Below are 22,424 nucleotides of genomic sequence, written 5' to 3'. Positions count from 1 at the left end.
GATGCTGAGGGCAGAAAACATTACCTGGGAACAAGGAGGAAAAACCATCCTCACAGATGTTACTCTCCACCTCAAACATGGAGAGTGGGTAGGGCTTGCCGGGCCGAACGGTGCCGGGAAAAGCAGCCTGCTCAAAATCCTGGCTTTTTTGGAAGAGCCGACGAACGGGCAGGTGTTTTTTCAAGGAAAAGCAATTGAAGGAAAAATTCCGCTAGATCTTCGCCGCCGCCTTGCGGTAGTGTTTCAGAATGCTCTCTTGCTCAATACCACAGTGTTTGAAAATGTGGCCGTAGGGTTAAAGATTCGCGCTCTGCCCAAGGCTACTATCAAAGAGCGGGTGGCAACTTGGCTTGAGCGCTTTGGGGTCGCCCATCTTGCAAAGCAGCAAGCCCGCTCTCTATCCGGCGGGGAGGCCCAGCGGGTCAGCCTGGCGCGGGCCTTTGCCTTGGAGCCGGATGTGCTGTTTCTGGATGAGCCGTTTTCCGCTTTGGATGCACCGACCAAGTCGTACCTCCTGCAGGATTTAGCTAAGGCGTCTGAGGACAGCCAGGTCACTGCGTTGATGGTGAGCCACGATTTTAGGGAACTTGCCCGGTTAACACAGCGGACGTTAATTCTCAAAGAGGGCATGATTTTGGCTGAACAGCGACAAAACGTCTATGCAGAAGGAAATCCCAAGGATTTACATGATTATTTCTCGACAATCTGGGAGGAATTTTAAGCGAAACGTCGAATTAATCAAATTCAGAGCGCTTTTGTCACACTATATCGTAGGCAGCTTATGTAGGCAGGTAGGAAAAGCGTGCGTCTCATGGTAGGAAAAGTAGAATGGGAGGATGGAAGCATGCGTTTCGCGTTACTGGGGATTTTTATTGCCATTTTGGTTATGAGCGGTTTATTGAATGTGCGTAAAAATACGACCGTTCAGAGTTTTTTTCTGGGGGATCGGGGAATCGGTCCTTGGTTTTCCGCTTTTGCATATGGAACGACGTATTTTTCAGCAGTCATCTTCATTGGCTATGCCGGCAAAGTGGGCTGGGGTTTTGGTCTTTCTGCCTTATGGATTGTCTTAGGCAATACCTTGGTGGGAAGTCTCCTGGCTTGGAAGATTCTAGCCCGGCGCACCAGGGAGATGACTGTTCGTTTAAATGCGATCACAATGCCTGAATTTTTAGGGGCGCGCTATCAGGATAAGGGGCTTAAGATCTTTAGTGCCATAATAATATTTATTTTCCTGGTGCCGTATTCCGCCTCTGTATATATGGGGTTAAGCTATCTGTTTGAGCAAGTATTTGGGATACCTTACACTTATGCCTTGGTTTTTATGGCGGTGTTGACGGCGGTGTATCTGGTCTTAGGCGGCTATAGGGCGGTCGCGGTGACGGATTTTATCCAAGGGATGGTTATGGTTGTCGGCGTGGGGGTTCTCCTTTATTACATTATCGGCAGTCCTCAAGTAGGAGGGCTGACAAGTGCTGTTAAGAAATTAGCTGAGATTAATCCCGGCTTGGCAGCGCCGGTAGGACCGCCCGGATGGCTTCCGCTCTTTTCCTTGGTGGCCTTAACCAGTATCGGGCCTTGGGGTCTGCCGCAAATGGTACAGAAGTATTATGCCTTGAAAGACGAAAAGTCGATTAGACCGGCGATGATTATTTCCACGGTGTTCGCTTTGATCGTCACCTTTGGCGCATATTTTACCGGTTCCCTGTCCCGGCTCTTTTTTGAGAAGCTTCCAATCGATCCCACGACCGGCGTGGCCACTCCCGATCTGCTGATGCCGCAAATATTATCCACGGCTTTGCCTGAATTGGGAGTCACGATCATTTTTCTGCTCGTGCTTTCGGCTTCAATGTCAACGTTGGCTTCCCTAGTTTTGGTTTCCAGCTCGACCTTGGCGGTGGATATGGTTCAGGGCTGGCTGAAGCCAAACATGAGTGAACGGGCGGGAGTAAGGCTGATGCGCCTGTTGGTGGTCGCGTTTGTCGCTTTATCTTTGCTCGTGGCCATGGTTAAACCGGCCTTTATCCTCACCTTAATGGCCTTGTCCTGGGGCACGGTTGCAGGCTTTTTCCTGGCTCCTTACCTGTACGGACTCTTCTGGCAGCGCACCACCAAGGCCGGTGCTTGGGCCGGAGGATTGACAGGGCTTTCGGTTTCTCTGGGTTTGTCGGTTTATTATCATATGGATGCCGGCCTGATTCCGCTGATCGGGGTCTTGGGTATGATCATTCCTCTGGCCGTCGTACCCTTGGTTAGCTTGGTTACACAGCCGTTGCCTTCAGTGCATCTCGACAAAGTATTCAACCTCAATCAAAATAAAGAACTTAAGCCTAAGTCGTGGCAAGCATCACAGGAGGAGAAAGTGTATGATATGGGATGAGCTGGAAAAGTGTAACCGTAGAACCCTGGAGGAGGTGCAGCTGCAGCGTTTGCAGCAGTCAGTAAAGCATGCTTATGACAACGTGCCCTTTTACCGGGATAAGTTTGAGGCTTTGGGGATTAATCCCAACCAGATCAAATCTCTTAAGGATATCCGCCATTTGCCGTTTACCGTGAAAACCGACCTGCGGGACAATTATCCTTACGGTCTGTTTGCGCTGCCGCGTAAGGAAATTGTGCGACTGCACGCTTCCTCCGGTACAACCGGTAAGCCGATTGTGGTGGGATACAGCAAAAAGGATTTGGACACTTGGTCTAATCTGGTGGCCAGAGTGGTGACCCTGGCGGGTGTGAATGATGAGGATATTGCCCAGATTTCTTTTGGCTATGGCCTTTTTACCGGCGGGTTCGGTCTGCATTATGGCATGGAGCGGGTGGGGGCAACGGTTTTGCCAGTGTCCGTAGGCAACAGCCGCAAACAGGTGATGCTGATGCAGGACTTTGGCACCACGGTCTTAGTTTCAACTCCTTCGTATTGCCTGCAGTTAGCGGAAGTGGCTGAGGAGATGGGAATTGACCCCAAGTCCCTTCCGGTCCGGCTCGGCCTCTTTGGCGGAGAGCCATGGAGCGAAGCTACCCGTCAGGCGATTGAACAGCGCTGGGATATGAAAGCAACAGATAATTACGGTTTAAGTGAAGTGATGGGACCGGGGGTGACTGGGGAATGCGAACGGGCAGACGGTCTCCATATCGCAGAAGACCATTTTCTGCTAGAGGTTATCGATCCAGAGAGCGGGAAACCTCTGGAGTATGGGCAAGAGGGTGAACTGGTTATTACGACTCTGACTAAGGAAGCGATGCCAATTATTCGCTACCGTACACGGGATATTACAGTCCTAAACCCTGAACCCTGTGCCTGTGGCCGTACCTCTGTCAGGATGAGGCGGGTGTCCGGCCGCACGGATGACATGCTTATTATCAGGGGAGTTAATGTCTTCCCGTCTCAGATTGAGAGCGTCTTATTGGAAGTTGAGGGTGTGAGCCCGAACTACCAGTTGGTCGTGGATAAACGTGGTTTCCTGGATGATTTGGAAGTGCAAGTGGAGGTGCCGCGGGAACTACTCAATGATCATATGGGATCAACTATCAGGAAGAGGCTCCAAGGTGTATTGGGTATCTCGGCTAAGATTACCTTGCTGGAACCGAATACAATTGAACGGGTGCCTGGCAAGGCGAAGCGCGTGATCGACCGGCGGGCAGAAAGAAATAATTATGAACACTGAAAAGTCTATTAAAGTAGACACAAAAAGACCCTTGGCTTGTCAATAGCAAACCAAGGGTTTCCTTTTGCGTATATCTATTAAATAAGAAAATAATCTTACCTGTTCGTGGTTAGTCCTTTTTCTTTTCCACCTTTGGGATGCCCAAGAGGGGAGCAGAGTGGTCGCGTCCGGTGTAGAAGTTGTACCAGGATGAAGTTTGGTACAGATCCCAGTTAGCCGGTGGGAGCCGGTAGGAATTCAGCTGGGATTCTTCCCCGTATTTCTTCAAGCGGGCATAGGCTCTTACCCACACGCATTGTTTCTCGTTCGGGTAGACTTCGCACCAACCGTTGTAACTGCCGCCGCAAGCCCCGTTACGCTGGTTCTTCGGGCATTGGGACATCGGACAGAGGTACCCTAGATCAAGCAGGGCACAGTCGCCGCAGTCTTTGCAGTCATAGAGTGCAACTTTAATAAGGTGTTCCAGACCATGGTGACGCGGATTTTTCTTGCCGGCATAAATACTGCGCATTACAGGAAAGAAATTTTTCCCCGGGTTAAATATCATAGAGTGCATAAAACGGCTGAGTGTTAATCCTGCGCCGGCAGGGGCATCAAGCGGGAGGCCTTTACGGTTGGTGGGTTTGTCGCTGTTGAGGCCGGTTTTCCCGTCTTTCTCGAAATAGTAGAAGCCGTTCGGCTGCGGGTAGTCGAACTCACGCACCAGATCCATCCAGTTTTGGCTCAGTTCTTCACCCTTTTCAATGACATATTCCACTTGCTCGTATTTGATGTTGTGGCCGCCGATGTGGACACCGGCAAAGCCCATGCCTTTCATGAAGGCATACATCTTGGCGGCACGGAGTAAGCGGGCTCCAACTCCTTTATCCGGGGCGTTCTTCTCCTGTTCGAGTTTAGCCAGGAGTTTATCTGTAACGACACAGCCAGGCAGGAGGTTTTGGTTCATGATCTTGGCTGCCCCAAATGGCAGGATATAAATGTTGCCCACGATTGGAACATCGATATTATTTGCTTTGGCAAACTGCAGAACTTCATGGAACTTACGGGCGTCATACCCAAGCTGGGTTACGATGAACTGGGCTCCGCCTGCAACTTTTTTCTTCATTTTGAAATACTGGACCATCAGTTCCGCTTCCGTGGCTTTGAACGGTGATACGGCAGCCCCGGCGAAAAAGTCACTGGGTTGGTGGAAAGTGGAACCTTTGGGTCCCGGAATTTCCAACCCCTTATTCATGGTCCCGATGAGTTCTAAAGCTTGACTGGGGTCAAGGTCAAAGACCGGCTTGGGGCGTCCTTGGAAACCGGACACCGTATAGTCTCCGGTCATGACCAAGAGGTTGCGTACACCTGCCCGGTCCAAAGCATAGAGCTGGCTTTCCATTTGGTTGCGGTTTTTGTCTTTGCAGGTAAAGTGAACCAAAGGCTCAATGCCCAGCTTGAGTATTTCCATACCCAGGTAGTCTGCCAGCATCGCTGGGTTGCCGCCGGGGTTGTCCGTAATGGTGAGCGCGTGTACTTTCCCGCCTTTAGCAGCCTGCTCCGCAGCAGCCAGTGCGCTTTCTTGGGCTTTTTCTCTGGCCCCTCTGCCCGGAACCAGCTCCCAGGTTACGGATAAGTTGTTCTGATCCAGTAGGGATTCCTTAAAACGATTTTCCATATCCTTCTCCACCTGTCCTCTCTAGGTAAAATAATAATTTATTAAGAATTAATGAAAAACAAAATTAAATTAAAGCTCTGCCTGTCTATCTAATCAAATTCGATTTTATCATATTTTTCACTATTTTTGTTAGAGAGTTTTATTTTTTTCTAAGGATTTGAGGAGCCAATACTTCCTGTTTTGTTCGAAGAATCTAAGGTTGCCAAAAGAAAAACTGACAGCGTCTTATGCTGTCAGCTTTTCTTTACACATTCTTGCGGTAAGGGCGCACACGGGATAATCAGATGTTGTTCATAGAATCTGTTCTCTGTGGCCACTGCTTCTTCCCACTGTTCGAGGATGTCAAAGCGCCGTTCCGGGTGGTATCCGAGAAGTTCGTGTTTGCCGAGGGAACGGATGACGGGTTTGCCCTGAGCCAGGGCCAGGCCCATGACACAGTCCCCGATAATCGTTTCCATGATCAGGCGGGCATGGCGCCTGTGCTTGCGCGGAGAGCGCAGTTCTTCATGGCGGATGGAGGTGCTGACCTGGATTTTAAGCTCACTTTGCTTGGCCCAGACCAAGCTTATGGGGGGGATGGCAATTGCAAGTGCGGGAATGTCTTGAAGGGCTTTGGCTGAGAGTGCATGCGGGCCATGAGTGGGAGTTGCCAGGCCCAGGGGTTTCAACAGGTCGAGCTTGTGGTTTAGGCGTGAGCGGAATTTGAGCACGAGGTTTGTCAGCTTGGCGCGGTTGGTTATATAAGGGTAGCAGTTCGTTAGAGCCATGTCCGCCCCGTCCTGTAAGGCTCTGAGCAGGTGTTCGAGATTGGTGAAAATATTGCCGGACATATCCCCGTCAACGAAAATTACTCCTTCCGCTCCCAGATGGCGGGCATAGAGTGCCCCGATTGCCCGTGGAATGTCGATCCCCAGGGACTGGGCGAAGTAAATAATATGAATACGGGGATCGGGGATGGAGCGGATCAATTCGAGGGTTCGGTCGGTACATCCATTTAGAACGGGGACGATACACCCTACCGGCAGGCGCAGGACATTAGCAAGGACGGCCAAGATGCTCTTCTCTTCATTTTGCACAGGAATGACTGCTGTGAACATCCGTTGACCCCCTTGTGCAGATATTTAGTTGGGTTTGAATACCGATTCACTAATAATATATGCCATTTCGACTCAGGCGACATAGATTAGAGGCAAAGGGGGGAAATGGTATGTTTCAAGCAGGGGATATTGTGGCCCGTCGCTCGCATCGCCAGGACATTTACTTCCGGATTGTCCGGGTGGAAACAGCTTTAAGCGGAGAACGCCACGCTGTGCTTAAGGGGATAAACCTGCGTCTGTTGGCGGATGCGCCCTTAACAGACCTGGTGGGCAAAAGCCAGCTCGATGTGGCCCATTACCAGCGCCGGGATTCGCGCGAGATTTACCAGAAGTTGAACATGGTTATACAGCAAAGAAAGGTGACCCAGCAAGAGCAGGGGGAGTATTTCGAAATCCCAGGGAGAGTGGTTCATTTGGACGGGGATGAAGAGTACTTAGGCCAGTGTCTAAAAACGTACAAACAGCTGGGGCTGGAAGCAAAGGGGATTTGCAAATCAGAACTCGAGCAGGCTAAAGTTATTTCTCAGGTCTTAAAAGACAATCCCACTGACATTCTGGTGTTAACGGGACATGATGGGCTTTTGAACGGAAAAAAGGACTTCAAGAGCCTTGACAGTTACCGTAGCTCCCGCAATTTTGTGGAATCTGTGCAGGAGGCGCGGCGTTTCCAACCTAATAAAGATGCCTTGGTGATTTTTGCCGGGGCTTGCCAGTCAAATTATGAGGCCATTTTGGAAGCCGGCGCAAACTTTGCATCATCTCCGAAACGGATGCTTATTCATGCTTTTGATCCGGTATTTATTGTGGAGAGGATTGCTTTTACTCCGATCGACAGCATGGTTTCGTTGAAAGAGGTGATTAATCACACGATCACCGGCACTGACGGTGTGGGCGGGATTGAGACGCGCGGGCAACTGCGGCGCGGCTATCCGCGCAGCCCATATTAATGTAGATAAGAAGAGAAGCCCGGTCAGCGGCAAAAGCTTGGGCCTTGCTAAAGGGACCAAGCCCGACTCGCCCTCCGGGCTTTATGCTGTGCTCCCAGCGGAGTGGATCATACTGGCCGGTGATGTTCTCAGCTACAGTTGTGTTTCAGAGTTCGATAATCACAGGGGTGCTTACTTCGACATTGCGGAAAAGTTCTTCAACGTGATAATTGTACATCCGGATGCACCCTTTGGAAACGGCTTTCCCGATACTTGAAGGGTCATTGGTGCCATGGATGCCATATCCCGGCTTGGACAGGCCCAGCCAGCGGCTACCGAATACCCCTCCTGGATCTAAACGCTTGTCGGCAATGGTGAAGCGTCCGACCGGGGTCGGAGTGCCGGCTTTGCCGATGGCAACCGGAAAACGGCGCAAGAGTACGTTGCCTTCGTAAAGTTCAAGCTGACGGCTGCTTTTATGGATTTTAATCAGGCGGGAAGACATCTAAATTCACTTCCCCGTTTTTAGTTTCCATGTATAATATGGCGTTTTGGTTAAATATGAAAATTGTACATAGGTTGCATAATTCAATCCCTTTTGCGCTGAAACTAATTAAACTGGAGGGATTTATTTGAGCGAACACGTCGAAGGCAAACTTTTGATCATCGGAGGGGCGGAGGACAAGGAGGGAGAGTGCCGCATCTTAAGACATTTTGTGGCTGAAGCAGGGGGACGGGAGAGCCGAATAACTGTGCTGACAGCCGCCACTGAATATCCGCGTCAGGTCGGGGCGCAATATGAACAACTGTTTTCGCGGCTGGGGGGGAAGGAGGTAGATGTCCTTGATGTGTGTGACCGCAGCCAGGCGAACTCAGAGGGTCTGGTCCAACAGTTAAACAAGGCTACGGGCGTGTTTTTTACCGGGGGAGATCAGTTGAGAATTACCGGCCTGCTGGGGGGCACTTTAGTGGGTAGAGCCCTCCACCGTCTGTATGAAAAGGGCGTGATCATTGCCGGGACCAGTGCCGGTGCTTCAGTTATGTCTGACACGATGATCGTGGGAGGAGAGACCGGTACTCCCAAAAAGGATAAGATAACGATGGCGCCAGGCCTAGGCTTAATTAGGGCAGTGGTGGTAGATCAACATTTTGCCCAGAGGGGCCGTACCGGCAGGCTCTTGGCAGCAATTGCCCAAAACCCCTATGTGCTCGGGGTGGGAATTGACGAAGATACGGCGATTCTGGTAACCCAAAATGGACAGTTCACGGTTGTGGGGAGCCAGAGCGTGACGGTAGTAGACGCCTCCCCGTCAGCGGCGACCAATGTATCGGAATCTTCGCCCGGGCAGCCTCTGGTTCTAAGCCCGGTCTTCATGCATGTCCTGTCTGAAGGATATAGCTTCGATCTTAAACGACGGGTTTCCGTCCTGAATACATAAGGCTAAAAAGGTTAAAAATAATAAAGTGTATTTTAACTTAGAAAATGCCTAAAGCGGCATATTTCCCTATACTCTAAAGGAGGACTTACAGAGCGATGGAGATTAGACAAGTCCAGGCGATCGAGGGGGCTAATGTGTATAGTTACAGGCCGGTGATTCGAGCGATTGTAGATCTGCAGGAATGGACGGATGTAACGACAGATACCCTGGGTGATTTTAATCGACGTCTGGTGGACTGTCTGCCGACGCTGGCAGAGCATCACTGCGCGCGCGGAAGAGTGGGCGGTTTTTTGGAACGCCTGCGGGAGGGGACCTTGCTCGGCCACACGCTCGAACATATGACCATAGAGCTGTTAACCCTGGCGGGACAGCATATTCCGTATGGCAAAACGATGGCCTTGCCGGAGCAAAAGGGCTTATATGAGATTATTTTCAACTATGATTCTCAGGAAGGTGCGATGGAAGCATTTAAGCGGGCATATGACCTTCTGCTCGAACTGCTTGCCGGCAAAGCAGTGGGACCTTCAAGTGTGACGGCTATGGTGACAGCCTTAAATAAGGTTATTGCGAATAACAGTTTAGGGGTTTCTACTAAATCCATAATTGAAGCCTGTCGGGAGCGGGGGATTCCGGTTCAGCGCCTTTCCAGCGGTAGCCTGCTCCAGTTGGGCTATGGGCGCTACCAGAGGCGTTTGCAGGCTGCGATGACTGACCACACGAGTTGTATCGGGGTGGATATAGCCTGTGACAAGGTCTTAACGAAAAAGCTTCTGAGTGAAAGTGGTGTGCCCGTGCCGTATGGAAGCGTGGTTGAGAGTGAAGACGAGGCGGTTGAGGCTTTCCACTCACTCAGAGGGAAAGTTGTTGTCAAACCGTACAACGGGAACCAGGGCAAGGGTGTCAGCCTTCGCCTTAAGAATGAAGCTGAAGTGCGCTCAGCTTTCAAACTTGCTCAGAATTACGGGCAAGAAGTGATTGTGGAAAAATATATATCCGGGCGTAATTACCGCTTGCTGGTCATAGGGGAAAAATTGGTTGCTGCGGCTGAGCGTATACCTGCCTATGTCACCGGGGATGGTATGTCCACGATTGAGGAGTTGGTAGAGAGGGCCAACCAGGACCCGGAGCGCGGGGACGATCACGAGAAGGCTCTAACCAAGATCAAGCTCGATCCGGTGGTGCACTTGACCCTGGCGCAAAAGAAGCTTACGCTCGCATCTGTGCCCCGGACTGGGGAGGTGGTATACTTGCGTGACAGCGCTAATCTGAGTACAGGGGGCTTCGCGCAAGATGTGACTCCGATTGTCCACCCCGACAATGCACATTTGGTCGTGTATGCGGCTAAGATTATAGGGCTTGATGTCGCAGGGGTAGACCTGGTGCTAGAGGATATTGAGAAATCTTATCGGGAGCAAAGATGTAAAATAATAGAAGTGAATGCTGCTCCTGGGATTCGCATGCACCAGTTCCCTACGCTTGGACAGGCGCGTGATATAGGTAAATTAATCGTTGAGCAGGTAATGCCGGTTGGCAATGGCCGGATTCCGATCGTAGCGATTACCGGAACCAATGGGAAAACAACGACAACCCGCCTGATCGGGAAAATGCTATTGGATCAAGAGCTGGCGGTAGGGATGACTACCACGGACGGTATTTTTGTGAGGGGTAAACTTTTGCTCAATGGAGATACGACCGGCCCGGAAAGCACCCGCATTATTCTCAGGCACCCGGATGTTCAGGTCGCGGTCTTAGAGACCGCGCGCGGCGGCATTTTGCGTTCCGGACTGGGGTATGATTATGCTGATGTGGCCGTAATCACCAACGTCTCCGCCGACCATCTCGGCCAGTACGGGGTGGAGACAGTGGAAGATGTGGCCCATGTCAAAAGTTTAGTGGCCGAAGTTGTCAAACCTCACAGCTATGTCGTGCTCAATGCTGATGATCCGTATGTCGTGCACATGGCCCGCCGCACCCAGGGTAAAGTCATCTATTTCAGCGGCGAGAAGGATAACATCCATATACGCAAACACCTTGCCCGGGGTGGAGTTGCTATCTTCGTGCGGCGCGGCCTGATCCTTATGTGTCAGGGCTCACGGGAGTACAAGATCTGTTCTGTGAGGCAGATCCCCATCACTTGGGAAGGGAAAGCCAGGCACAATGTGCAAAATGCGCTGGCGGCAGTGGCTGCAGGATGGGCTCTGGGCTTAAGTGCTGACGCTATCCGCGAGTCCCTGCTAAGCTTTGCTTCCGATGAAAAAGATAACAGGGGCCGCCTCAACTTTTACCGCCTGGGCGGGGTGGAGGTTGTCGTTGATTACGGGCACAACCCCAAAGGAATTGAAGAGATTGCCCACACCCTTAATAAATTCAAAGGGCGCTCGCTTGTGGGATGTATAACCGTACCCGGAGATAGGCCCGATCAAACCATGAGAGAAGTTGCCAGAGTGGCTGTTAAGGGTTTCAATCGGCTTATTATCCGGGAAGACAAGGATTTGAGGGGTCGCCAAAAAGGGGAGATTGCCCGCATTCTGTATGAAGAAGCGGTAGCGGTGGGTATGGATCCGAAGAAGATTACAGTCGTGCTCAACGAAAGGGAAGCCTTCTGTTATGGCCTGGACACCTGCCTGCCCGGGGATATCTTCGTGATGTTTTATGAGCACCTGGATCCGATTGAAGCAGAGATTAAGCTCAGGCTGGAGCGCGAGTGTGCGGAATCTAAATTTTCCTCCGCTGAAAAAGCCATGGGAGCGGGCACTTGAGACTAGGTTAGGTTCATAAGGGCGCGTGAATTAGGCAGAGCTTATGGGTTCTGCCTATCTTAATTGCCACTGGAATTAAACAGTACTAATGGGTATAATAAGAGGAAATATAACCTTAATGTTCGGAAAGGGCCGTTGGAATGACGAATTCTTTTAAAGAAACGTTCGCTTACGCCAAGATTAATCTGGCCCTGGCGATTACCGGTCGCCGTGCTGACGGATATCATGAACTGCAAAGTGTGATGCAGTCCATCTCACTTTATGATGTCATAAGGGTTTGGCGCAGGGGGGATGGGATTACCTGCCGCTGCGGTGAGCTGAGCGGACCGTTTAATTTGGCTTACCGGGCGGCGGAGAAGTTTGTGCTCCGCCTGGGTAAAACAGCCGGAATTGAAATTGAGATTGAGAAGAAAATACCGCTTGAAGCCGGTTTGGCGGGAGGGAGCAGTAACGCCGCCGCAGTTTTGCGGGTATTAAACGAGCTTTATGGCTCGCCGCTCTCCGGGGAAGAACTGAGGGAGCTTGCCGGGAGTATTGGGGCTGATGTTGCTTTTTGCCTGGATGGAGGTACGATGTGGGCTACAGGGAGAGGGGAAATATTGGCGGAGCTTCCGCCTGCGCCCCGGCTGGAGCTGGTAGTGGCGAAGCCCCTGGCCGGAGTTAATACCAAAGAAGCGTACCGCCGCTTTGACGAGGAGGGTCAAACGGGGAGTCTTAATCAAGATGACTGGATACAGGCTTTGACAGCGGGCAGGCCTGAACAAGTAGCCGCGCTGCTAAGTAATGACCTCGAAGAGGTTTCAATCCGGATGGTCCCGGAAATCGGGCACATTAAAAGGATCATGCTGAAGTCCGGCTGTTATGGTGCTTTAATGTCGGGGAGCGGGTCGGCGGTTTTCGGACTGGCCTACGGACAGGAGCAGGCATTGACCATAGCCCGGGAGTTAAGAGCGCAAGGACATAGTGAAGTGTGGACAGCATCAACAAACTTTTCAGGATGAAGGGAGAGTTAGGTAATGGAAAGAAGGTTAGTTCCAGTTACACTTGACAGTTACAAGCCGTTAAGGGAGATTGTGTTTGAGGCTATGCGGGAAGCAATCATCAGCGGGGTGTTAAAACCGAGCGAAAGGCTGATGGAAATTCAATTGGCGGAAGAAATGGGAGTAAGCCGCACTCCGGTGCGGGAAGCAATCCGTAAACTCGAGCTTGAGGGTTTTGTGGTGATGATTCCGCGCAAAGGAGCATATGTGGCAGGGGTATCGCATAAAGACGTGGCCGATGTGTTTGAAATCCGGGCGGCACTTGAGGGTTTGGCTGCCGGGCTGGCGGCCGAACGGATTACAGACGATGAAATCGAACAAATGGAGAGAGTTTTACTGTATAAAGAGGGTGAAGAACGTGATTTAGAGCTGATTGTAAAATCCGATACGGATTTTCATGCCCTCGTGTATAAAGCAAGCCGCAATCAGCGCCTGGTACAAATCTTAGAAAATTTAAGGGAACAGATCCAGCGTTTCCGGGCAACGTCTCTGGCAGTACCGGGCCGGGTCAGGGATGCTATCGAAGAGCATCGAGCGATCGTTGAGGCCTTGGCTAATCATAATGTGGAGAAGGCTCAGGAACTGGCAAACTCGCATATTGTGACGGCTGAAAATGTCATGTTTGAAGCGTTGCGCACTCAGGCTCTGGCAGCTAAAGAATAACTGAGAAGGAATAGGATAGGGTATGGCAGCGGATAAAGTAAAACGGGCGGAACGCATGGTTGCGATTACCCAAGTGCTGATGGCCAAACCAAATGTGCTGATACCGCTTACTACACTTGCGGAACGGTTTGGTACAGCGAAGTCCACGATCAGCGAGGATTTGCTCTCAGTAAGGGAAAGCCTGCGCCTGTCTTACCAGGGCAGGCTGGAGACTCTACCGGGAGCAGCCGGGGGAGTTAGGTATGTTCCGGAAATATCAGAGAGGGAGGCAGACCTGGTTCTGCACGAGCTGGCACTTAAGCTCAGCAGCCCGGAGCGGATAGTGGCCGGGGCTTTCTTGTACATGACTGATTTGCTGTTTGACCCGGCAGTTCTTAGGCCGTTGGGGCTTATTTTTGCGGGGGCTTTCCGGCAGCATAAACCGGATGCGATCGTGACAGTGGAAACAAAAGGAATCCCCCTGGCTCTGATCACGGCCGAAGCCTTGGGACTGCCGATGGTGGTGGTGCGCCATGGCAATAAGGTTACAGAAGGGTCTTCTGTCAGTATCAATTATCTGTCAGGCTCTTCGGGCAGGATTCAGACAATGTCCCTTTCGCGGCGGGCTCTTGACCCTGGTACAAAAGTCCTGCTGATTGATGATTTCATGAAAGCGGGCAGCACTGCCCGCGCTCTGATTAATCTTATGGCCGAGTTTGAAGCCACCGTTGTCGGAATCGGTGTCTTAATGGAAACCGCTCTTACGCGCGAACCTAAATTAGTGGAAGACTATTTAGCTCTCCTTAGACTCGAAGAATTCGATCCTGTGAGCGGGATCACTGTAGTTAGACCCGTGCCCTCACAAGTTGAAGGTCAATAGGCAAATGTTTGAGAATTAAGCACTCTGAGCCGGAAATTGAACATATTCAGTTTTTACATAAATTTTTTCTCGAAACAGGCAGGATTTTTTTACCAAGCAGAGAATATATTATCAATACCGTACACAAGACCGGCGTTTAGCCCTGAGGCAAGGGGAAGGGTGGTGAGCATTAATGATGAATATTACCGACGTACGGGTCAGGAAAGTCAATGTGGAAGGCAAGATGAAAGCAGTGGTGTCGGTGACTTTTGACAATGCGTTTGTCGTGCACGATGTGAAAGTTGTCGAAGGCACCAACGGTCTTTTTGTTGCTATGCCAAGCCGCAAAACACCGGAAGGGGAGTTTCGCGATATAGCCCACCCGATTTCCGCCGCTGCCCGTGAGGTTATCCAAACGGCAGTACTCAAAGCCTATCAGGAAGCTATCTAATGCCATGCAATACTTAGTATTAAAAGGAGACCCTATGGGGGTCTCCTTTTTTCCGATGTTTAGATTAAGTAGCTGTTAATGAAAATTAAAAAGCTATTGTTTAAAGTCAAGGAGTCGGGGCTTAAAAAGAGGAAATTTATATAAATTGACGAATAAATAAATTTCGGGTATAAAGATTGCATTGAGGATAAACTAAAAGTGGAGGGGAAAGAAGATTATGCCTGTTTGGGCACCAGTGGTAATGGCTGCGGGCAAAGGGACGCGCATGAAGTCTAAACTGCCTAAGGTCATGCATAAGTTAGCCGGGAAACCTCTAATTGAACATGTTTTGGATGCGGTCAAGGCTTTGGGCATTGAGCGCCCTTTGGTCATCCTGGGTCATGGCCGAGAATTGGTGGAAGCGGAGCTAGGCGGGCAGGTACAAGTTGTTGTGCAAGCTGAACAGCTTGGAACCGGGCATGCCTTGATGCAAGCCCTTCAGTACCTTGAAGGCGTGGACGATGTGCTAGTTTTAAGCGGGGACCAGCCCCTCCTTAATGAAGAGACTTTGCGTGCACTGCGGCAGCTTCATGAGGTGGAGGATTGTAGGGCAACTGTCCTAACCGCTGTGCTCAGCGATCCCTATGGCTATGGCCGCGTTGTTAAAGACGGGAACCAACTGCTTAAGATTGTGGAAGAAAAAGATGCGACAGCAGAAGAACGTCTGATCCGGGAAATTAACACCGGGACATACTGTTTTAATGTCAGAGCCTTGAAGGAGGCTCTGGCCCAGATAAAACCGCAAAACGCACAAGGAGAGTACTATCTTACAGATGTTTTCGCCTTTTTCTTGGCTAGGGGCCAAAAAGTATTGGCCTATGTCACAGAAGATCCGACAGAGGCTTTAGGGATTAATTCCCGCAGGCAACTGGCGGAAGCAGAAAAGATTGTGAGAGAGCGGATTTTGCACTATTGGATGGATGAAGGGGTCACGATTACTGATCCTGCTTCTACTTTTATCGAAGCCGGGGTTGCGCTAGCGCGAGATGTTACGATTCTGCCTTTTACCTTCCTTCAGGGAAATACCCGCATTGAGGAAGACACCGTGATTGGGCCGCACGTTCTGCTGGATTCGTGTCAGTGTCAGGAAGGGTGCGAAATAAGCCATACAGTAGCCAGAAATGCTGTGATCGGAGCCCGCTCAACGGTAGGTCCGTTTGCCTATCTGCGTCCGGGAACGCATTTGGAAGATAATGTAAAAATCGGGGATTTTGTAGAGATAAAGAATAGCTTTGTCGGGACAGGTTCGAAAATCCCGCACTTAAGTTATATCGGAGATGCCAGTGTTGGCAAAGCAGTCAATATTGGCGCGGGAACCATAACCTGTAATTATGACGGAGTTAAAAAGCACTCGACGCGGATTGGGGATAATGCCTTTATTGGCAGCAATACTAGCTTAGTCGCTCCTCTAGAAATTGGAGCAAGGGCCATGACCGGGGCAGGGTCAACCGTTACGAAAGATGTCCCTGATGATGCCTTGGTTGTAGAACGCAGTCAGCAGGTTGTGAAGGAAAACAGGCAGGACCGAAGGAAAAAGTAGGGGGATAAAGAACAAATGGCAGCGAAAGAGTTGAAGATATTCTGTGGGAATGCCAACCGTGAACTGACCGAGGAAATAGGGGAGTATCTGGGCATCCCGCTAGGGGAAGCCAGAGTCAGCCACTTCCGCGACGGGGAAATAGCGATCCAGATTAATGAAAGTGTACGCGGGGCAGATGTTTTTGTCATCCAGCCCACGTGCAATCCGGCCAATGATAATATTATGGAATTATTAATTTTAATTGACGGCTTAAGAAGAGCTTCAGCCCGCCGGATTACCGCTGTCATGCCTTATTACGGGTATGCCCGCCAGGAGCGCAAAGCGAGGGCGCGCGACCCGATCACGGCGAAGCTAATGGCTAACCTGATTACCACAGCAGGTGCAGACCGGGTTGTGACGATGGACCTTCATGCCCCGGCAATTCAGGGCTTCTTCGACATACCGGTGGATCATCTTTTGGGAGTGCCGATTTTGGCTGAGTATTTCCGGCAAAAAGAGTTGTCTGATATTTGTGTGGTGTCCCCTGACTTAGGGGGAGTTACCCGGGCGCGTAATTTTGCGGAGCGGATCGGAGCGTCCATTGCTATCATTGACAAGAGACGCCCTGAACCCAACGTTTCCGAAATCATGCATGTGATTGGCGACCTGGAAGGGAAAACGGTAGTCATGATTGACGACATTATCGACACTGCCGGCACGATCACGCAAGGGGCACAGGCTCTATTAGAGCGCGGTGCTAAAGAAGTGTATGCGTGCTGCACCCACCCTGTCTTGTCTGTACCGGCGATTGAGCGCTTGGAAAAATCTGTGCTGAAAGAGGTCGTGGTCACGAATACCATTCCCCTGACCCCGGAAAAGAAAATAGCGCGGATTAAGGTTCTGTCAGTGGCTCCTCTGCTCGGAGAGGCAATGGTGAGGATTCATGAGGATTTGTCTGTGAGCAAGCTCTTTAGCTAATCAGGCTTCTTTCACGTCCTTCTGCTCTGGAGCTTCCGATGCCAGGTCGGGGTCTGCCTCACTGACAGGGGAATCTGAGGAAGTTATAGCCGCGGCAGAGATGTCCTCAGCATTTATCGTAGTGTCGGTGGCCGGCTCGGTAGTGTCCACGAGACTGGCCACTTTTTCTTGCTTGTCTTTCTTGAAGTATTGGCTTACGTTTTGTGTGGTCTCGGAGGCAAAATGGGAAGTGGTGTGAATGATGTTTTTGAACGTATCACTCAGCCCCTTGTCTGAAACCATCAGGACGGTTTCGCTCCCTTTGTGAGCAACGATGACATCGTGGCCGATGGTCACGAGCTGATCGGCTTGCAGCCGGGCTTTACCGGTAAGGAAGCCTTCAATTTTGCCACCGGAAATTTCGATTTCTTTGACTTTGCCGGTTTCAGACTCAATGAAGTATTCGTCGGCGGTGCCCAAGACTTTGCCGCTCTCCGTGACTACTCTGGTGCCAATGATGCTTAGTTTTTCTTTAAGCAGATTAAGAATTTCCGGGAGATTGGCCGGTTTTTCCACCTGGCTGCTCTTGTCAATGGTGATCGCGTCATCCCCGACACTTACGACTTTGCTGTAAGGGATGATGCGCTGGTCCTTGAAAAAGCCTTTGGGGTCTATGACCAGGGCTGCCAGGGATTTGGTCCGGGGATCAAGGATAAGGCTCTTGACATATCCTATGTGTTGTCCCTCGTGTAGAGTAATGATCGGAAGGGAAAGGAATTTGCGGCTAGGCTTCACGATTTTCGCCCCCTTTAGACTTGATTGGTATCTTATAACCATATATACTCTGTCCTTGGCAACTTATGCCCGGCACGCTTGGTTGGAGGATTAATAAGATGAAAATTATTGCAGGTCTGGGTAATCCGGGCGGGGAATATGCTGGAACCCGTCATAATGTGGGCTTTATGCTGGCTGACTTTCTGGCTGAGGAGGCGAACTTAAGTTTTAGGCCTAGATTCCAGGGGTTGGCGACCGAAGGGAATATTGAGGGGGAGCGTTTTATCCTGCTGAAACCTCAAACCTTTATGAATTTAAGCGGGCGGGCGCTTAGGGAAGCTGCAGGGTTTTATAAGGTGGCCGCCCAGGATGTCCTGCTCGTCCATGATGACATGGACTTGTCTCTGGGCAAGATACGTCTGCGCTCCCAAGGAGGTGCCGGGGGGCATAACGGGGTGCGTTCTGTGATCGGGGAATTAGGGACAGAAGATTTTTGGCGCCTGAAAATCGGAGTGGGTCGGCCGCCTGAGCAGTGGGACCCTGCGCGCTATGTGCTTTCCCCTTTTAGCAAAGAAGAAATCCCCGTGCTCACGGAAACCCTGAAGCGCGCTCACCAAGCGCTTCTTCTCTGGCTTAAAGGGGACGGGGTCAAGGCAATGAACTTATATAATTAATAGGCGTGAGTATAGCCTTCATAACCTGCGGAAAACCTACGGTTAGGGAGGTGTTTGCCAGTGCTCATGCTTAAAGTGTGCCATGCCTGTGACAGTATTTTAGGAGAGATCGAGCTGGATGACTTGACCGGGGAAGTCCCAGATTCTATAATGGATATCGTTGGGAATGTCGCGTATGCTCTCTGTCCTGACTGCATGAGGCAACTTGACCTAGAGCCTGATCGGGTGCTGCACTAAGCGCAGCATCCTAAAACAAAGGATAAACCTCAAATTTCGAATATCGAACCTCGAATATCGAATATCGAACATGGGGGTCCCTGCGGACGTTCACTTTTTTGTGTTGCCTTGGAAAGGATGGACCAGCTTTTGAAAACAATCTATGACCACCTGCGGCAGGGCTTGGAGTTCGGGGATGAAGAATTTCAGGAGTTTTTCACAGAGTGGCCGCAAATGGTATACAATCTGACCGGAAGCCAGAAGGCTGCCTATGTGGCTCAGCTTGTGCGCGGTCGCAAACCGGGGCTTATTCTTACTTTCTCAGACGAGCAGGCCCAAAAATGGGTCAGTGACCTTAAGACCTGGCTTCCGCATGAGGATGTGCTCCTGTTTCCGGCTACCGAGTGGCTTCCGTTCGAGCTTTTAGGACGGAGCCGTGAAACGACGGCTAAGCGTATTGCTGTGCTCAGGCATTTAGCTTATGACAACAACTGCACGGTCGTAAGCCCTGTGCTGGCAGTAGAAAGGCGCTTATTTCCTAAAGAAAGATGGTTAAAATTCATGCTGGAGTTTAAGACGGGGGCTAGGTATGACCTCCCTGAAGTCTTAAGCCGGCTGATTACGGCAGGCTTTGAGCGCCTGGAGGTGGTCGAGGGCAAAGGGCAGTTTGCTTTGCGGGGCGGGATTCTGGATATTGCTCCCTTAGAGGGGGAGCCTGTTAGAATCGAATTTTTTGATGATGAAGTAGATTCAATCAGGACGTTTGACCTGGAAAGCCAAAAGTCGGTCTCTGCGATTAAAGAAGCGATTATCCCGCCGGTACTGGAATATATACTCACCGCCGAGGAGCTGAAAAACCTGAGTTGGGAGATCGCAGGTCAAGCGCGCAAAGCTTTGGGCAGGCTGGAACGGGCGGGACGGGAAGAGGCTGCCGCTAATTTGGCCCACAAGCTTGAAAGTCTGAAAGAACGGTTGGGTCAGGGAATTCTCGATGAGAATGTCTATCCGTATTTGAGTTTAGTGCCGGAAAGATTAGTGAACTTTTTTTCATATCTTTCCGAAGACCGCTTGCTCATTCTCGATGAACCTTCCCGGCTTAAAGAACAACTGGATTTTCAGACCAGGGAACGGCTTGAGGAATTCACCCAGCAGCTTGAGCAGGGAGAAGCTTTCGTCAGCCCTGAACCGCAGTTTATCTCCTACGAAGACGTCCTGGCTTTCGGGCAAAAATCCAGCTTGTTAGGGTTGTCCACTTTACCGCGGGAAGTACCCGGGTTTGTGCCGCGGCGGATTGTTAACCCTAATTCCCGTTCTCTGACCGGATTTATGGGCAAAACGGGTGTGCTGGCCGAAGAAATCGAGCACTGGCAAAAAACCGGGAATGTAGTTGCCCTCTTTGCCGGAGACAAGGAACACGCTGACCGCCTGATCCAAGGGCTGAAAGACCGGGGTCTGACTTCCCGACGGCGCAGCATGGAAGACCTGGTCGAGGAAGGTGGGGTTTATGTTTACCCCTATTCTCTTGACCAGGGCTTTGAGCTGCCCTTGGGCAAACTCGTTATTCTATCGGAAACGGAGATCTACCGCAGGGAGCGCAAGACTCCGGTCAAGCCTCTGCCGACACGGGCCAAAACCGGGGAACGGCTGCAGTTTTCCGATCTTAAGCCAGGGGATTTTGTCGTGCACGTTCAGCATGGGATCGGACAGTTTGTGGGCATTGAAAGGCTACAAGTCGGCGGCGTGGAAAAAGACTACTTTAGCGTGCGTTACGCCGGGCAGGATCGTCTTTATGTGCCGCTTGACCAGCTCTACCTTTTGCAAAAATACCTTGGCGCTGATGGGGATAACGTCCCCAAGCTATATAAACTTGGCGGCAATGAATGGCACAAAGTAAAGAACAAGGCCAGAAGCGCGGTCAAAGAGATGGCGATTGACCTAGTTAAGCTCTATGCGCAAAGGGAAGCCAGCAGCGGATTTTCTTTCTCCCCGGAAAATGTCTGGCAAAAGGAATTTGAAGAGAAGTTTCCGTACGAAGAGACAGCAGACCAGCTCCAGTGCATTATTGAAGTCAAGGAAGACATGATGCGTTCGCGCCCGATGGACAGGCTCTTGTGCGGGGATGTGGGTTATGGGAAGACAGAGGTGGCACTAAGGGCAGCTTTCAAGGCTGTTCTCGACAGCAAGCAGGTAGCGGTTCTGGTACCGACAACTATTTTAGCCCAGCAGCATTTTAATACTTTCCGCGAGCGGTTTGCGGGTTATCCTGTCGTAATCGAGATGCTGAGCCGTTTTCGTTCCCCCAAGGAACAGAAAAGAATTCTGGCCGGGCTTAAAGACGGGAGCATTGACCTGGTAGTGGGGACACACCGCCTGCTGGCAGATGCGATTAAATTCAAAGATCTGGGCCTGCTGATTATTGATGAGGAACAACGGTTCGGGGTGGCGCACAAGGAAAAATTAAAAACCCTTAAAGCGAATGTCGATGTGCTCACTCTCACTGCTACTCCGATTCCGCGCACTTTGCACATGGCGATGGTGGGAGTACGGGACATGAGCGTGATTGAAACTCCGCCGGAGGATCGTTATCCTGTCCAGACGTATGTTGCTGAATACAGGCCGGATCTGGTGCGGGATGCCATCAGGCGGGAAATTCAGCGGGGCGGCCAGGTTTTTTACGTTCATAATCGGGTCGAGGACATTGAGCAGGTTGCGCATTTTCTGGGTCAATTGGTTCCGGAGGCGCGCTATGGTATTGCTCATGGCCAGATGAGTGAAACAGAGCTGGAACGGGAGATGCTCGCTTTCCTGGAACAGGAGCGGGATGTCTTGGTCTGTACGACGATCATTGAGACCGGGCTTGACATGCCCAATGTTAACACTTTAATCATTGACGAGGCAGACCGCCTCGGTTTGGCTCAGCTGTATCAGTTGCGGGGGCGGGTAGGGCGCTCGAACCGCAAGGCTTTTGCGTATTTATTATATAAACCGCAAAAGATCCTGACCGAGGTGGCAGAAAAGCGCCTGGGGGCTATCCGGGAGTTTACGGAATTTGGCTCAGGCTTCAAAATCGCGATGCGCGATCTCGAAATCCGGGGGGCCGGCAATTTGATCGGAGCGCAACAGCATGGACACTTAGCTGCTGTGGGCTTTGACCTCTATGTGCAGATGCTGAAAGAAGCGGTGCAGGAACTGCGGGGAGAACAGGTGGAAGAGGAAATTGAACCTTTAATCGAGCTGCAGGTTGACGCTTATCTACCGGATGACTATATAACGGACCGCCAGGTAAAAGCTTCTCTTTACCAGCGGATGGTTGTGATTAAAAATGAAGAAAGCTTAAGCGAGATGCTGGATGAATTAGTTGATCGTTTTGGTGCTCCGCCGCGTGCAGTCGACAACCTTTTGCAGATTATTCGCATTAAATGGCTGGCTGCTGCGCTCAAAATAGAACAAATTCAACAGCTTAAACAATATGTACATCTCCGGTTCGCGCGCGATCCCGGACTTACCGGAGAAAAGCTGATGGAGATTGCGGCTGCAAGTCCGTATCCGTTAGCTTTTGGGACGTCAGGCAGCGGGAATTTGGAGTGTAAAGTCCGGCTGCGTACGGTCGGACAGGAGGAAATTCTAAAAGCAGTGCGCAAAGTACTTTCGACTTTTTCCGACATTGCTTCGCGGACAACTCCTTGATATAATACCCTCATTGGAGTAGGAAA

The 22,424-nt window shown here is 50.9% G+C and carries 19 protein-coding genes; 15 read left to right on the top strand and 4 right to left on the bottom strand.

Going from position 1 to position 22,424, the window contains the following annotated elements:
• The first annotated feature begins 1 nt into the window (after position 1).
• The 3 genes from ACYQ2N_RS10310 to ACYQ2N_RS10300 all read left to right on the top strand — a co-directional run bounded on the left by ACYQ2N_RS10310 (position 2) and on the right by ACYQ2N_RS10300 (position 3,662).
• Positions 2–721 carry an ABC transporter ATP-binding protein gene (locus tag ACYQ2N_RS10310; RefSeq protein ID WP_459999154.1) on the top strand — a complete coding sequence of 240 codons (720 nt, stop codon included), beginning with the start codon at positions 2–4 and terminating at the stop codon, positions 719–721.
• 123 nt (positions 722–844) lie between these two features.
• Positions 845–2,380: a sodium:solute symporter family protein gene (locus ACYQ2N_RS10305; protein ID WP_459999153.1), complete on the top strand. Its 1,536-nt coding sequence runs from the start codon at positions 845–847 to the stop codon at positions 2,378–2,380.
• Positions 2,367–3,662 (top strand): phenylacetate--CoA ligase family protein, encoded by a 1,296-nt coding sequence (locus ACYQ2N_RS10300; protein WP_459999152.1) that lies wholly within the window; start codon positions 2,367–2,369, stop codon positions 3,660–3,662. The genes ACYQ2N_RS10305 and ACYQ2N_RS10300 overlap by 14 nt, the downstream gene beginning before the upstream one ends.
• A 109-nt stretch (positions 3,663–3,771) precedes the next feature.
• On the opposite strand, the gene ACYQ2N_RS10295 is transcribed toward ACYQ2N_RS10300, so the two are convergent.
• Together ACYQ2N_RS10295 and ACYQ2N_RS10290 are read right to left on the bottom strand one after the other, a co-directional pair.
• Complete coding sequence (locus ACYQ2N_RS10295) at positions 3,772–5,319, bottom strand: methylenetetrahydrofolate reductase C-terminal domain-containing protein (protein ID WP_459999151.1); 1,548 nt, start codon at positions 5,317–5,319, stop codon at positions 3,772–3,774.
• A gap of 233 nt (positions 5,320–5,552) precedes the next feature.
• Complete coding sequence (locus tag ACYQ2N_RS10290; protein WP_459999150.1) at positions 5,553–6,416, bottom strand: glycosyltransferase family 2 protein; 864 nt, start codon at positions 6,414–6,416, stop codon at positions 5,553–5,555.
• Positions 6,417–6,526: 110 nt separating this feature from the next.
• Between ACYQ2N_RS10290 and yabG the strand changes: the two genes are divergently transcribed.
• Positions 6,527–7,363 carry a sporulation peptidase YabG gene (gene yabG, locus ACYQ2N_RS10285; RefSeq protein WP_459999149.1) on the top strand — a complete coding sequence of 279 codons (837 nt, stop codon included), beginning with the start codon at positions 6,527–6,529 and terminating at the stop codon, positions 7,361–7,363.
• A gap of 145 nt (positions 7,364–7,508) precedes the next feature.
• Here the strand turns inward: yabG and ACYQ2N_RS10280 are convergent, their stop codons facing one another.
• Positions 7,509–7,847 carry a L,D-transpeptidase gene (locus ACYQ2N_RS10280; RefSeq protein WP_459999148.1) on the bottom strand — a complete coding sequence of 113 codons (339 nt, stop codon included), beginning with the start codon at positions 7,845–7,847 and terminating at the stop codon, positions 7,509–7,511.
• Positions 7,848–7,974: 127 nt separating this feature from the next.
• Here ACYQ2N_RS10280 and ACYQ2N_RS10275 point away from each other — a divergent pair, with 127 nt between their 5' ends.
• The 8 genes from ACYQ2N_RS10275 to ACYQ2N_RS10240 all read left to right on the top strand — a co-directional run bounded on the left by ACYQ2N_RS10275 (position 7,975) and on the right by ACYQ2N_RS10240 (position 17,068).
• Positions 7,975–8,781: a cyanophycinase gene (locus ACYQ2N_RS10275; RefSeq protein WP_459999147.1), complete on the top strand. Its 807-nt coding sequence runs from the start codon at positions 7,975–7,977 to the stop codon at positions 8,779–8,781.
• Positions 8,782–8,876: 95 nt separating this feature from the next.
• Entirely contained in the window at positions 8,877–11,540 is a 2,664-nt protein-coding gene (gene cphA / locus ACYQ2N_RS10270) for a cyanophycin synthetase (RefSeq protein WP_459999146.1), read from the top strand.
• Positions 11,541–11,680: 140 nt separating this feature from the next.
• Complete coding sequence (gene ispE / locus ACYQ2N_RS10265) at positions 11,681–12,541, top strand: 4-(cytidine 5'-diphospho)-2-C-methyl-D-erythritol kinase (protein WP_459999145.1); 861 nt, start codon at positions 11,681–11,683, stop codon at positions 12,539–12,541.
• Positions 12,542–12,556: 15 nt separating this feature from the next.
• Positions 12,557–13,243 carry a GntR family transcriptional regulator gene (locus ACYQ2N_RS10260; RefSeq protein ID WP_459999144.1) on the top strand — a complete coding sequence of 229 codons (687 nt, stop codon included), beginning with the start codon at positions 12,557–12,559 and terminating at the stop codon, positions 13,241–13,243.
• A gap of 22 nt (positions 13,244–13,265) precedes the next feature.
• On the top strand, positions 13,266–14,102 hold the full coding sequence (gene purR, locus ACYQ2N_RS10255; protein ID WP_459999143.1) for a pur operon repressor: 837 nt from the start codon (positions 13,266–13,268) through the stop codon (positions 14,100–14,102).
• 175 nt (positions 14,103–14,277) lie between these two features.
• Positions 14,278–14,532, top strand: a complete 255-nt coding sequence (gene spoVG, locus ACYQ2N_RS10250) for a septation regulator SpoVG (RefSeq protein ID WP_206811425.1) — start codon at positions 14,278–14,280, stop codon at positions 14,530–14,532.
• A 217-nt stretch (positions 14,533–14,749) separates the two neighbouring features.
• Positions 14,750–16,111 (top strand): bifunctional UDP-N-acetylglucosamine diphosphorylase/glucosamine-1-phosphate N-acetyltransferase GlmU, encoded by a 1,362-nt coding sequence (glmU, locus tag ACYQ2N_RS10245; RefSeq protein WP_459999142.1) that lies wholly within the window; start codon positions 14,750–14,752, stop codon positions 16,109–16,111.
• A gap of 15 nt (positions 16,112–16,126) precedes the next feature.
• Positions 16,127–17,068 carry a ribose-phosphate diphosphokinase gene (locus tag ACYQ2N_RS10240; RefSeq protein ID WP_459999141.1) on the top strand — a complete coding sequence of 314 codons (942 nt, stop codon included), beginning with the start codon at positions 16,127–16,129 and terminating at the stop codon, positions 17,066–17,068.
• Here the strand turns inward: ACYQ2N_RS10240 and ACYQ2N_RS10235 are convergent, their stop codons facing one another.
• Positions 17,069–17,842 (bottom strand): PRC-barrel domain-containing protein, encoded by a 774-nt coding sequence (locus tag ACYQ2N_RS10235; RefSeq protein WP_459999140.1) that lies wholly within the window; start codon positions 17,840–17,842, stop codon positions 17,069–17,071.
• 98 nt (positions 17,843–17,940) lie between these two features.
• On the opposite strand from ACYQ2N_RS10235, the gene pth reads away from it, so the two are divergent.
• The 3 genes from pth (at position 17,941) to mfd (ending at position 22,398) form a co-directional block, all read left to right on the top strand.
• Positions 17,941–18,495, top strand: coding sequence for an aminoacyl-tRNA hydrolase (gene pth, locus ACYQ2N_RS10230; protein ID WP_459999139.1), 555 nt, complete (start codon positions 17,941–17,943; stop codon positions 18,493–18,495).
• A 60-nt stretch (positions 18,496–18,555) separates the two neighbouring features.
• Positions 18,556–18,732, top strand: coding sequence for a hypothetical protein (locus ACYQ2N_RS10225; RefSeq protein WP_459999138.1), 177 nt, complete (start codon positions 18,556–18,558; stop codon positions 18,730–18,732).
• Positions 18,733–18,861: 129 nt separating this feature from the next.
• Positions 18,862–22,398, top strand: a complete 3,537-nt coding sequence (mfd, locus tag ACYQ2N_RS10220; protein ID WP_459999137.1) for a transcription-repair coupling factor — start codon at positions 18,862–18,864, stop codon at positions 22,396–22,398.
• The last annotated feature ends 26 nt before the right edge of the window (positions 22,399–22,424 follow it).

Source organism: Paradesulfitobacterium aromaticivorans, from assembly GCF_054657415.1.
The sequence above is the reverse complement of the archived record's forward strand: the minus strand, read 5'-3'. Positions and strand labels throughout refer to the sequence as shown.